Origin of the sequence: Vibrio sp. SCSIO 43009 (genome assembly GCF_023716525.1) — a bacterium.
GTDB classification, from domain to species: domain Bacteria; phylum Pseudomonadota; class Gammaproteobacteria; order Enterobacterales; family Vibrionaceae; genus Vibrio; species Vibrio alginolyticus.
In genome coordinates, this window is the sequence record NZ_CP071842.1 from 3,337,922 (window position 1) to 3,350,439 (window position 12,518).

Here is a 12,518-nt window from a genome sequence, read left to right on the forward strand (position 1 = left end):
GCCTTTGTTTAGTCCAGCGCCAATTGCTGCTGCTCTACTCGCTCTTGCTTCTCTTGATGTCTTACATATCGGCGTATTGTTTCTTCATTGATTCCAACACTATCGACAAAATAGCCTCTTTGCCAAAAGTGATTACCCCAAAGCCTATTCTTCCTAAGGTGAGGAAACTTGCTAAATAGCTTTAAGGCTATTTTGCCTTTCAATACCCCCATCAACTTGGATATCGAAAGCTTTGGTGGGACCTTTACAACTAAATGTACGTGGTCAACTTGTACGTTTAGCTCTACGACTTCACATCCAAGTTGATTACAGTAAACATAAATACATCGATAAACTTCTTTACCTATATTGTTCTTCAAGATCCTAAATCGATACTTTGGCGTCCACACTATATGGTATTGACAACGCCAAAATACGTGGGATGCTTGATTGTATCTACTCATGTTATTTGTCCTCTTTGACTTCTGGAAAAATCAAAGACGCATTTAGCATGAGTAGTTTTACAGGCAAAGCCGAAACGGATGATAACCACCTACTGAAGTAGGTGGTTTAGGGCTGAAAACAAAAAAAGGGTCGCACGATGCGACCCTTTTCAATTCCTTTGATTCATTTACCCTTGCTGGGTGTGCTGACACTTACGATTAGCACATTGCAATTTCACACCACTGGCAAGTTTCTTCTCCACCAACAGAGTAAAACCACACTCTTCGCATCGCCCCTTGACCGGAGCAAGGTTCACAGCAAATTTGCATTTAGGGTAGTTATCACACGCGTAGAATGTTTTGCCAAATCGGGTTTTACGCTCAACCAAATGTCCTTTGCCACATTCAGGGCAAGCGTGTTGCTCTTGTGACTGCGCCTCTGGCTCTGGTTGATTAATCGACTCAATATGATGACAAGCCGGGTAATGGCTACAACCGACGAACATACCGTAGCGCCCTTGGCGGAGAACCAACTCATTGCCACACTCAGGACAAGGCACACCCAACTCTTTCACGATGTGACCATCATTGCTGTGTAGCGATTTAATGTAATCACAGCTTGGGTAATAGTTACAGCCGAGAAATGGGCCATGTTTTCCGTGCTTGAGAGTCAGCTCACCACCACATTTTGGACACGGCTCGTGCTCCAAAGCGTGTTCATGGGCAGAGAAAAGGGTGTTGTCGATTTTACTACTCATACTTACCGTTTCGTGAAAAACACACAAAAAGACAAGCTCGCGTTTATTCTAGTTAAACTCGAACTTGCCCAGATGGTTAGTGAAGAATCCCTTGTTCCTTGGTGTACAACAGCTCTTCCATTAGCGTGTAAGCGTTTTCGTTGCCAGGCACATTAAACAGCACCATCAGAATGATCCATTTGAGATCTTCAAGCTCAAACTCACTCGTTTCTAATCCCATCACTCGGTCAATCACCATTTCGCGAGTTTCTGTGGTTAACACATTGATTTGCTCGAGAAACAATAGAAAACCTCGGCATTCCAAATCTAAACGCTGCATCTCTTTCGCTGTGTAGATACGAGTTGATGACGAAGCCATGCAAGTCGAGATTGCAGAAGAGGTGTCACTTTGCTGCAATGCGGCAAGCTCTTCTAACCAGACAAGGGCTTTGTAGATATCTTTTTGTTGGAAGCCTGCACGAAGCAACTCTTCTTCCAACTCGTCTTGTTCGACCTGTAACTCTGCATCGCTATGGATGTAGGTTTCGAATAGATACATCAGTATATCCATCATCATAGCTAGCCCCTCCCCTTTCGAATATAGCCACCTGAAACCGCAACGACATGCCCAGAGAGTTCTAACTCTAAGAGCTGCATCATGACTTCTTGGACAGGTATATTGGTCCTGTTTGCAAGAATATCAACCGGTGTAGCTTCACTTCCTACGTTAGCTAACAGCTGAGGAAATGGCAATTCTTCTTCATCATTTAACGTAGAAAATAAATCGGTACTCTGATTAATAGACCAATCAAGCAAGGACTGTATTTCATCTAAGACATCTTTCGTCTTTTCTACGAGGCAAGCGCCATGACGTATCAACTGGTTTCCACCGCAGGCATTGGGGGCATTGATTGACGCTGGCAGAGCAAATACTTCTCGACCTTGCTCAAGCGCGTAACGAGCTGTAATTAACGAGCCGCTCTTTTTCGCCGCCTCGACGACCAGTACACCAAGCGATAATCCACTAATAATACGATTACGACGCGGGAAGTTTTCTGGGCGCGGCTTGGCATTAGGCCGAAACTCAGACACCAAAGCCCCATGTTCAATAACACGTTGCGCTAAACCACGATGACGTGCCGGATAAATATTTTCTAAGCCAGATCCTAGCACCGCAATCGTCTTACCACCCGCTTGCAACGCACCATCATGCGCATGACCATCAATGCCTAAAGCGAGACCACTGGTGACAATAAAATCGTGCTGAACAAACTCTGCAGCAAACTGACGTGCATGCTGTAATCCATCAATACTCGCATTTCGACTTCCAACCATCGCGATTTGTGGCTGAGAAAGACAAGTAGGGTATCCTTGAACAAAAAGTAGAGGTGGCGGTGCAACGATTTGTTTGAGCTGAGGTGGATAACACGGGTCAGTCAGTGTCAGGATTTGATGATTTGTAGAAGTCTCAAGCCAGCTTAAACAAGCATCGACTTCTTTATCTGTTGAAGCCCAAGCTTGAATTTGCTTAGTTGTTAACCCAAGTTGTTGTAGCTGTTCAGGAGAGAAGTTTACGATGTTACGTGGCGTGTCTCTTGCCAGTAGCTTATTCATTTTGACGCCGCCAATGCCTGGTAAACAACTCAGTTTTAACCAGGCAGCGAGATCATCGTTATTTCGTCGATTCATCGATGGTTAATTCGTCCGCCAACGGTGACACCACCGAAATATCTTGGTTAATGGGTTTAGTACTGTTAGTGATCAGTGCCAAGCTAAAGTACTCATAAGGACGAATGACCAGCAACTCACCAACTTTGCTTTGAGGCAAAGTAATTTTCTTATCAAGCACGCCAAACTCTTTCTTGAACTCATCGCCGTCTTTGTAAACTGGGTGCGCGTCTTCTTTTAAATCAAACACACTGCCTTGCTTCAGATTGTCTGACGTGCCTTTATCAATCACCACGACTTGGTTAGTTGAACTAAAGCGAATGCCTTCGATATTACCTAGCAACTTTGCAGAACTGCCTTGTGGCGACGGCAGCGGATAGAACGTAGTCGTGAAGTCAGTATTCTCAACCGATTGATTTGGCAACGCGATATCGTTACGTAGGATTTCTTGCATTTGCGATGTAAGCTTCAAACCTGAATAATCACTCGAAGCTTCAACGAGCTCGCCTTTGGCAATCAAACGCAGCGCGGTAATCTCTTCGGACACATCGCCACGCGAAAAGGTAGCTACTGGTCGGTAAATAGCCCAACCTGTCGCGGTCTGATTGCCATTGATATACAGCACATCTTCTGCAGTCAGATACTTACTGCCTTTGCTGCTACCCATCACTTTTGCTGCTCTGTTCAACGAATCTTTATCTAGCAACCGATCCGATTTAAGGTAAGGCATCACCAAACCTTCCGCGACCGTTGGTACGGCTTTCTTTTCTGTGATGCGAGCTTTCGGGCTAAGCTTCTTAACCGGTTTTAGGCTCAACACGGGCTGACCGTTAATCCACACCAAAGACAGCTTATCTCCGGGATAAATTAAATGAGGGTTATCGATTTCCGGGTTTACTTGCCATAAACGAGGCCACAACCACGGGCTATCTAAGTACATGGCCGAAATATCCCATAGCGTATCGCCCTTCACGACTACATACGTTTGTGGCGCATCATCTTTAACAGTCAGTGGGTTCGCATCCACATTTGCTACAGCGTTGAAAGAGAAAAGTAACGGCAACGTAACACTGGCAACGTTGCGGAAAATTCGATTCATGACCCTCGTCCTTGGTCTATTAAGCAGGAACCAGAATGGAAATTGGTGCAAGGATGCTGTCATTTAGGCTATAAAATGTCTAGAATTGAGCCAACAAGGTTTGTGCTGTTTCGGCACAGTTCAATATTTCGAGTGAATATGTCTGTATTACAAGTATTAACATTCCCGGATGATCGCCTGCGCACAGTCGCAAAGCCTGTTGAAGCGGTGACCCCTGAGATTCAAAAAATCGTCGATGACATGATTGAAACCATGTACGACGAAGAAGGTATTGGCCTTGCTGCAACGCAGGTTGATATCCACAAACGTATCGTAGTGATTGATATTTCAGAAACTCGCGATGAGCCGATGGTGCTAATCAACCCTGAGATTCTGGAAAGGCGTGGCGAAGATGGCATCGAAGAAGGCTGTCTGTCGGTACCAGGTGCGCGCGCACTTGTGCCTCGCGCTGCAGAAGTTACCGTAAAAGCACTGGATCGTGATGGCAAAGAGTTCACCTTTGAAGCCGACGACCTGCTAGCGATTTGTGTTCAACACGAGCTTGATCACTTACAAGGTAAGCTGTTCGTGGATTACCTATCGCCACTGAAACGCAAACGCATTCAGGACAAGCTAGCGAAAATCAAACGCTTTAACGAGAAGCAGCAAAACGCTTAATCTCGAACCATACCAATTAGAAGGAAGTCTACCTTGAGTCAGTCTTTACGAATTGTCTTTGCAGGTACTCCGGATTTCGCCGCCCGTCACTTGGCGGCGTTGTTGTCTTCGGAGCATGAAGTCATCGCGGTTTACACAAACCCAGATCGTCCAGCGGGTCGTGGCAAAAAATTGGCTGCGCCACCGGTAAAACAACTGGCGCTAGAACACAATATCCCGGTTTACCAACCTGAAAGCTTTAAGCCCGACGAAGCGAAACAAGAACTTGCCGATCTGAACGCCGACCTCATGGTTGTCGTGGCGTACGGTATGCTGCTGCCACAAGCGGTTCTTGATACCCCTAAACTGGGTTGTATCAACGTACATGGTTCTATCCTACCTCGTTGGCGTGGTGCGGCTCCAATCCAACGCTCTATTTGGGCGGGCGATGCAGAAACTGGCGTGACCATCATGCAGATGGACATCGGTCTCGACACTGGTGATATGCTGAAGATTGCAACTCTGCCAATCGAAGCGACAGATACCAGCGCTTCAATGTACGAAAAATTGGCTGAGCTTGGTCCAGAAGCCCTGATTGACTGCCTAGTAGACATTGCTGCGGGTAAAGCAGTGCCAGTGAAGCAAGACGATGAGCTAGCGAACTATGCGAAAAAGCTCAGCAAAGAAGAAGCACGCATCAACTGGAACGACGATGCGGCGCACATTGAGCGCTGCGTTCGTGCATTTAACCCATGGCCAATGAGCCACTTTGAGGCGGCAGAAAACAGCATCAAAGTATGGCAAAGCCGTGTGGCAGAGCAAACCAGTGACAAGCCAGCCGGCACCATCGTACAAGCAGATAAAACCGGTATTTATGTTGCGACAGGCAACGGCGTACTGGTGCTAGAGCAACTGCAAGTTCCTGGCAAAAAAGCCATGTCAGTTCAGGATATTCTGAATTCGCGTGCGGCTTGGTTTGAAGTTGGCACTCTGCTGGTTTAAGCCATATTAGGGGTTATCATCCCCAATTATACGAACTTTTAGAGGGCAGAGATGCCCTCCTTTACTTTAAGGTACTCATCATGAATGTTCGCGCTGCGGCTGCTAACGTCCTGTATCTTGTCGTCGACAAGGGCCACTCACTTTCAAGCGCTCTTCCAGCGGCTCAACAAACGGTACGACCTCGTGACCACGCTCTGTTACAAGAGATCTGTTACGGTGCGCTACGTTACCTCCCTCGCCTAGAAATGATCGCAAACCAGTTGATGGATAAGCCCCTCAAAGGCAAACAACGTGTATTCCATCACCTAATTCTGGTTGGTATTTACCAACTGAGCTTCATGCGTATTCCTGCGCACGCAGCAGTCGGTGAAACGGTTGAAGGCACTAAAGAGCTGAAAGGTCCTCGTCTGCGTGGTTTGATTAACGCGGTATTGCGTAACTACCAGCGCAACCAAGAAGAACTCGACCAAATGGCCGTCAGCAACAACGCTGGCAAGTACGGTCACCCAAGCTGGTTACTAAAACTGCTGCAAGAGGCCTACCCACAGCAATGGGAAAGTATTGTTGAAGCGAACAACCAAAAAGCACCAATGTGGCTGCGTGTGAACCATCAACACCACACTCGTGATGAATACCTTGCGCTGCTCAAAAATGAAAACATTGATAGCACGCCACACACAGAAGCAATGGACGCCATAAAATTGGCCGCACCATGTGACGTGATGAAGCTACCTGGTTTTGATAAAGGTTGGGTTTCGGTACAAGATGCGGCGGCGCAGCTTTCGATCAACTACCTAAAACCACAAGACGGCGAACGGATTTTAGATTGCTGTGCTGCGCCAGGTGGCAAGACTGCGCACATTCTAGAGCGCACGTCGGGCAGTGAAGTGGTCGCGATTGACTGCGACGACACACGCTTGAAACGTGTGCATGAAAACCTGAAGCGTCTCAACCTTCAGGCAAAAGTGGTTTGCGGTGATGCGCGTAATCCACAAGAATGGTGGCAAGGCGAGCAATTTGATCGCATTTTGCTGGATGCCCCATGTTCTGCGACTGGCGTGATTCGTCGTCACCCAGACATCAAATGGCTACGTCGTGCAGACGACATCGCCGCATTAGCAGAGCTGCAAAGTGAAATTTTTGATGCCATGTGGACGCAACTGAAGCCCGGCGGCACCATGGTTTACGCGACTTGTTCAATCACACCGCAAGAAAACGTGGAGCAAGTAAAAGCGTTTTTAGCACGTACCGCGGATGCGCAACTGCTGGATTCTGATCCCGACCAGCCTGGTCGTCAAATTCTACCAGGCGAAGAAGATATGGATGGTTTCTACTACGCAGTGCTAACTAAGACACACGCGTAACAGCATGCTAAATAGGGCGATTGAAGTGATTTCAATCGCCTTTTTCAGATACGAGAAAAGAGTATGAAGATCATTATTCTTGGTGCAGGTCAGGTTGGCGGCACACTGGCAGAAAACCTAGTGGGTGAAAACAACGACATCACCATCGTCGACAATAATGCCGACCGACTGCGTGAATTGCAGGACAAATACGACCTACGTGTGGTCAATGGCCATGCGAGCCATCCAGACGTGCTACACGAAGCTGGCGCGCAAGACGCCGATATGCTCGTCGCAGTAACCAACACTGATGAAACCAACATGGCCGCCTGTCAGGTCGCGTTCACTCTATTCAATACCCCAAACCGCGTTGCGCGTATTCGCTCTCCAGAATACTTGGCAGAAAAAGAAGCCCTGTTTAAATCTGGCGCTATTCCTGTTGATCACCTTATCGCACCAGAAGAACTCGTCACGAGCTACATCGAACGTCTGATCCAATACCCAGGCGCGCTGCAAGTGGTGAGCTTTGCTGAACAGAAAGTCAGCCTAGTGGCGGTGAAAGCCTACTATGGTGGCCCGCTGGTGGGTAATGCGCTGTCTGCTTTGCGTGAGCACATGCCGCACATCGATACCCGTGTGGCGGCTATTTTCCGCCAGGGTCGCCCGATTCGCCCACAAGGCACCACGATTATTGAAGCCGACGATGAAGTGTTCTTCGTTGCAGCAAGTAATCATATTCGCTCAGTGATGAGTGAGCTTCAGCGTCTAGAAAAACCGTACCGCCGCATCATGATTGTTGGCGGGGGTAACATCGGCGCAAGCTTGGCTAAACGCCTAGAGCAAACTTACAGCGTGAAGCTGATTGAGCGTAACTACCAGCGTGCAGAAAAGCTCTCTGAGCAACTAGAAAACACCATCGTGTTCTGCGGTGATGCGGCAGACCAAGAGCTTCTCTCGGAAGAGAACATCGACCAAGTCGACGTCTTCATCGCGCTGACCAACGAAGATGAAACCAACATCATGTCTGCAATGTTAGCAAAACGCATGGGCGCTAAAAAAGTGATGGTGCTGATCCAACGTGGCGCTTATGTAGACCTGGTACAAGGCGGCGTAATTGATGTAGCAATCTCACCTCAGCAAGCCACTATTTCAGCCTTGCTAACGCACGTTCGTCGCGCTGATATCGTAAACGTATCCTCACTTCGCCGCGGCGCTGCGGAAGCGATTGAAGCCGTCGCTCACGGTGATGAAAGTACATCTAAAGTGGTTGGACGTGCGATTGGAGATATAAAGCTTCCACCTGGGACCACCATTGGTGCTATCGTTCGTGGCGAAGAAGTTCTTATTGCCCACGACCGTACGGTCATCGAGCAGGATGACCATGTGGTGATGTTCCTGGTCAACAAAAAATACGTATCAGACGTCGAAGCGCTATTCCAGCCGAGTCCATTCTTCCTCTAGGATTTTCCTATGGTCAACTTACGTCCCGTACTGTTTGTTATCGGGCTGGTTTTATCCAAACTGGCCCTGTTTATGTACGTGCCGACTTTGGTCGCTTTCTTTACCGGTACGGGGGGATTCCTCGATTTCGCCCAAGCCGTTGTGATCACGCACCTTGCCGCCTTCATCTGCCTGACGATCGGTCGCACCGCCAAGTTCAAACTCAGCGTACGCGATATGTTCCTCATCACCAGTTTGGTTTGGACCATCGCGAGTGCGTTCGCCGCCTTGCCATTTGTGTTTATCAACCACATCAGCTTCACCGACGCCTACTTCGAAACGATGTCGGGTATCACCACGACGGGCTCAACGGTGCTCAGTGGCCTAGACAACATGGCACCGAGCATCTTGCTATGGCGCTCTATTTTACAGTGGCTTGGTGGAATTGGTTTTATCGTGATGGCGGTAGCAGTGTTACCTATGCTGAATGTCGGTGGTATGAAGCTATTCCAAACCGAATCATCAGATTGGTCGGATAAAAGTAGTCCAAGAGCGAAAACGGTCGCCAAAAACATCGTAGCGGTTTATTTGATGCTAACGGGCCTATGTATTTTGGGCTACTTGATCACCGGCATGAACCTGTTCGAAGCAATCAACCATGCCTTTACTACGCTATCGACGGGTGGATACTCTACATCTGATGGGTCAATGAACCACTTCTCTAATGGCGCACATTGGGTGGCCACTACCTTTATGTTCTTAGGTGGTTTGCCGTTTTTGCTCTTTATCGCCGCGTTACGTAAACGCCGTATTGATGTGTTGGTTAACGACGCTCAAGTTAGAGGATTTGCGTACCTGTTCGTATTCTCAAGCTTAGTGATTTCAGCTTGGTTAGTGATTCGAGATGGGTACACCATTTTGGATGCCCTGCGAGTGTCGATGTTTAATATTGTCTCTGTCGTCACCACAACTGGCTTTGGCTTAGAAGACTTCACCGCATGGGGCGCATTACCCACTACTCTTTTCGCATTCTTAATGATGGCGGGAGCATGCTCAGGATCAACGTCTGGTGGGATCAAAATCTTCCGCTTCCAAATTGCGATGACGCTGCTAAACAAACAAATGATGAAGTTGATTCACCCTTCAGGAGTGTTTGTACAGCGTTATAACCAGCGACCGGTGAATGATGATATTGTTCGCTCAGTGGTGGCATTTGGCTTGATGTTTTTTATCACTATTATCTTTATCGCGGGTTGTTTAAGTGCACTAGGCCTCGACCCTGTGACCAGTATTTCTGGCTCAATCACCGCCGTTGCCAATGTTGGCCCTGGTATGGGCAGTGTGATTGGCCCGACAGGCAACTTCGCGCCTCTGCCCGATACTGCCAAATGGCTCTTAAGCTTTGGGATGTTAATGGGCCGCTTGGAAATTCTGACTATTCTTGTACTGTTCTTTCCTGCGTTTTGGCGCCGCTAAGCAGACTCTAATTAAAAGGTATAACAATGAAAACATGGATTACTCTGGCGACCCTACTTGCCGCCTCATCCACATACGCCGCCGAGGTCATCACTTTAGCCGATGGTCGAGAAGTGAAGTTGAACGATGACTTTACCTGGGAGTACGTCATGAAAAAACCGGCGCAGCAAGCGACGGAGACACAAACAACAGCAAGCGTAGTTGAAACAATCGCAGCTCCTGCGATTGCGACAATCCCAGTGATAACGAAAACCGTTGGCACGACCGTGGTGGTAAACGCCAAAAAGCCAACCATGCAGCTATCAGATTCAGGTGTGGATGTATTGATTGGTTCAGCAAGCTATCAAAGCGGTGAGCTTGTTTTACCTACATCAATCACTAACCAAAGCTCTCAATCTGTCATTCAAGTGGAAGTTGAGGTGCAAGTGTTTGATATGTCTGGTCAGCAACTGGCAAAAGAAAACGTGACTGTTTGGCAATCCATCAAGCGCATGGCGGATACCTACCTGCGACCTCAGCAAGCGGAGCAAGGTAAGAGCATTAAATTGGCTGTACCGCAATCACAGCAATACCAGTTTTCTGCCAAAGTGCTAGAGGTAAAAACTCGCTAATACGTGTTTAATATTCTTTGTTGAGCCTATCGGCTAGATAGGCTCAACAAAGTAATAAATAGCAAAGAAATGGCACACGCAGCCAGCCAAAACAAAGCCGTGCCAAATCGCATGGTTAAAGGGAATGCGCTTCGCAACGTAGAAAATCACGCCCAGTGAATACACAACTCCACCAGCAGCAAGCAGTGTAAGTCCGCCGACATCCAAGTTAATCGCCAACTGATAAATCACAATCAACGATAACCATCCCATCACCAAATACGTCATCAAAGAAAGCTTTTTAAATCGATAGACGAACGCAACTTTCATGATGATGCCGATCAACGCAATGCTCCAAATAACGATCATCAACCCAAATGCTAGAGGTGTTCTTAAGCTGACTAACAAGAAAGGGGTATAGCTGCCTGCTATCAAAAGATAAATAGCACAGTGGTCGAAGGTTTTTAGCCAACGTTTCGCTTTGGGATGAGGGATCGCATGATAGAGCGTCGAGGCCAAAAATAGCACGATAATACTCGCACCATAAATCGCCATACTGGTAAGCGTTAAAGTGTCAGCTTGATGGTCTATGGCTTTAACTAACAGCAGTATCAAGCCAACAATACCAAAAATCATCCCTATACCGTGGGTGATGGTATTGGCCAGTTCTTCACGTTGACTGTATTGAGGTTTCTGCAGCTCGGACATCAATGCGCCTATACTAGAGTTTGAAATTTGCTCTAGTATGGCACATTAGGCTTACACGTGTAAGCTTAAATTAAGACTCATGAACGGCAGTAGTTTGATCGAGATAATTGAGTACCAGTTCGCCAACTTGATCTGGCTTAGTCGTGGCAGGAATGGTCAGCTCTCGCTTGAGTTTGCCACTACTCAGTAAGCTCGCGAGCATGCCACCTTGCCCCTTGCGTGTGCGGTCAACTTCAAACCACAACTTGAGCTCTTGCTCACTGCGGTGGGCAACAAATTCTAATTCGCGCCACACGCCGTGGTAAGGTCCGTCGGTTGGCACCAGTTCAAACTCTTGCACAAATGGTAGATCGAATCCTTTCACTTCCTCGCATTCCACCTGGCGAATTCGTAAACCTTGCGCTTCAAATGCAGATAGTACCGCATCCATCAGTGGATCAGGTCGGACGGTGAGGATGTCTTTATCAGTCGGATCCAAAGCAGCAGCAACGTCTAAGCCAGTTTCTAACCATACTTTGGCATCACCAATGGTGACAGGCGTGTTCCAAGGCACATCGAGCTTAACATCGAAGGTACGCTCTTCGCCGGAATGGATGGTAAATGCGTAAGGGAGACTCCACTTAGCAAGCACATGAGTTTGAGGTACTCGGCGCATGCTGTGTCCTTCTCGCGCACCACGGTCATCAGGGGCTTCTGCGATGTAGCGGCAACAGAGTTTTAAATCAATGTTGTCGATCGCTTGTTCAGTCGCACCACCATATACATGGATCGACACATCCACACTTTGACCTGGGTATAGCACGTCTTGGTTTAAGATTGAGTCGACCTTCGCGCTCCCAATCCCAAAACTGGCAAGTGTCTTCTTCAAAAATGACATAGGCACCTCCTTCATCGAGATCTCATACTACTACTGCTGATCGTGGGATCAAACAAAAATTGCCTCGAACATCGCGACAAAATGACAAAATCTAAACAATTCAATTGCTCAACTATCGACCAATTATTACAAGGATGCTAATCTTACACTTGATATGCATGCATATCGGTATTCCTGACTCATTAACTGGATTGGCGAGAGCCAGAAGAGTGATTCTTCAATCTTGTTGGAGCCTAGCTCATAATGATTCAGGCCATTACATCGGCAATGGATATGCCTGACAGTTAGGTAAATTAATGCGCCCAACAACAGTCAGGTTCGCACACACTAATACTAGTGCAATGCGCCGCCGCAGTGGCTTTACTACTGCACCAAAGGCAAAGCAAGTTGCGCCAGCAATGACATTGGTTGAGAAGACAGCAATGATGTCGAGTGTTCCGGCCAAAGTTATCAAAGCAGCTTAATCAAAAGCGCGGCGCCAGCTGCGCTTTTTTCTTTGCACGAGACTCATAAAGCTTCA

Annotated in this window: 14 protein-coding genes; 7 read left to right on the top strand and 7 right to left on the bottom strand. The window is 47.6% G+C overall.

The window, feature by feature from the left end; all coding sequences use genetic code 11:
• Nucleotides 1-8 precede the first annotated feature (8 nt).
• From tnpA to J4N43_RS15500, 5 genes are all read right to left on the bottom strand, one after another.
• A complete protein-coding gene (gene tnpA, locus J4N43_RS15480; RefSeq protein WP_062730726.1) occupies nt 9-443 on the bottom strand; it encodes an IS200/IS605 family transposase in 435 nt (144 codons plus the stop codon).
• A gap of 167 nt (nt 444-610) precedes the next feature.
• Nucleotides 611-1,180, bottom strand: a complete 570-nt coding sequence (locus J4N43_RS15485) for a DNA topoisomerase family protein (RefSeq protein ID WP_158159527.1) — start codon at nt 1,178-1,180, stop codon at nt 611-613.
• A 76-nt stretch (nt 1,181-1,256) separates the two neighbouring features.
• On the bottom strand, nt 1,257-1,736 hold the full coding sequence (locus J4N43_RS15490; RefSeq protein ID WP_005379074.1) for a DUF494 family protein: 480 nt from the start codon (nt 1,734-1,736) through the stop codon (nt 1,257-1,259).
• A 2-nt stretch (nt 1,737-1,738) separates the two neighbouring features.
• Complete coding sequence (dprA, locus tag J4N43_RS15495) at nt 1,739-2,848, bottom strand: DNA-processing protein DprA (RefSeq protein ID WP_158159526.1); 1,110 nt, start codon at nt 2,846-2,848, stop codon at nt 1,739-1,741.
• Complete coding sequence (locus J4N43_RS15500; RefSeq protein WP_158159525.1) at nt 2,832-3,926, bottom strand: LysM peptidoglycan-binding domain-containing protein; 1,095 nt, start codon at nt 3,924-3,926, stop codon at nt 2,832-2,834. Before J4N43_RS15500 ends, dprA begins: the two co-directional genes overlap by 17 nt.
• Nucleotides 3,927-4,064: 138 nt before the next feature.
• Between J4N43_RS15500 and def the strand changes: the two genes are divergently transcribed.
• The 6 genes from def (at nt 4,065) to J4N43_RS15530 (ending at nt 10,434) form a co-directional block, all read left to right on the top strand.
• Nucleotides 4,065-4,583, top strand: coding sequence for a peptide deformylase (def, locus tag J4N43_RS15505; protein WP_158159524.1), 519 nt, complete (start codon nt 4,065-4,067; stop codon nt 4,581-4,583).
• A 33-nt stretch (nt 4,584-4,616) separates the two neighbouring features.
• On the top strand, nt 4,617-5,564 hold the full coding sequence (gene fmt / locus J4N43_RS15510) for a methionyl-tRNA formyltransferase (RefSeq protein WP_158159523.1): 948 nt from the start codon (nt 4,617-4,619) through the stop codon (nt 5,562-5,564).
• Between the two features lie 80 nt (nt 5,565-5,644).
• Nucleotides 5,645-6,928: a 16S rRNA (cytosine(967)-C(5))-methyltransferase RsmB gene (rsmB, locus tag J4N43_RS15515; protein WP_158159522.1), complete on the top strand. Its 1,284-nt coding sequence runs from the start codon at nt 5,645-5,647 to the stop codon at nt 6,926-6,928.
• A gap of 63 nt (nt 6,929-6,991) precedes the next feature.
• Nucleotides 6,992-8,368: a Trk system potassium transporter TrkA gene (gene trkA / locus J4N43_RS15520; RefSeq protein WP_005379062.1), complete on the top strand. Its 1,377-nt coding sequence runs from the start codon at nt 6,992-6,994 to the stop codon at nt 8,366-8,368.
• A gap of 9 nt (nt 8,369-8,377) precedes the next feature.
• A complete protein-coding gene (locus J4N43_RS15525) occupies nt 8,378-9,823 on the top strand; it encodes a TrkH family potassium uptake protein (RefSeq protein WP_017821575.1) in 1,446 nt (481 codons plus the stop codon).
• 26 nt (nt 9,824-9,849) lie between these two features.
• Nucleotides 9,850-10,434 carry a DUF3157 family protein gene (locus tag J4N43_RS15530; protein WP_025768917.1) on the top strand — a complete coding sequence of 195 codons (585 nt, stop codon included), beginning with the start codon at nt 9,850-9,852 and terminating at the stop codon, nt 10,432-10,434.
• A gap of 33 nt (nt 10,435-10,467) precedes the next feature.
• Here J4N43_RS15530 and trhA read toward each other — a convergent pair whose 3' ends face one another.
• On the bottom strand, nt 10,468-11,121 hold the full coding sequence (gene trhA, locus J4N43_RS15535) for a PAQR family membrane homeostasis protein TrhA (protein ID WP_025768918.1): 654 nt from the start codon (nt 11,119-11,121) through the stop codon (nt 10,468-10,470).
• A gap of 70 nt (nt 11,122-11,191) precedes the next feature.
• Nucleotides 11,192-11,998: a sporulation protein gene (locus J4N43_RS15540; protein ID WP_017821573.1), complete on the bottom strand. Its 807-nt coding sequence runs from the start codon at nt 11,996-11,998 to the stop codon at nt 11,192-11,194.
• Between the two features lie 296 nt (nt 11,999-12,294).
• Here J4N43_RS15540 and J4N43_RS15545 point away from each other — a divergent pair, with 296 nt between their 5' ends.
• Nucleotides 12,295-12,462, top strand: coding sequence for a hypothetical protein (locus J4N43_RS15545; protein WP_005379043.1), 168 nt, complete (start codon nt 12,295-12,297; stop codon nt 12,460-12,462).
• Nucleotides 12,463-12,518: the final 56 nt, after the last annotated feature.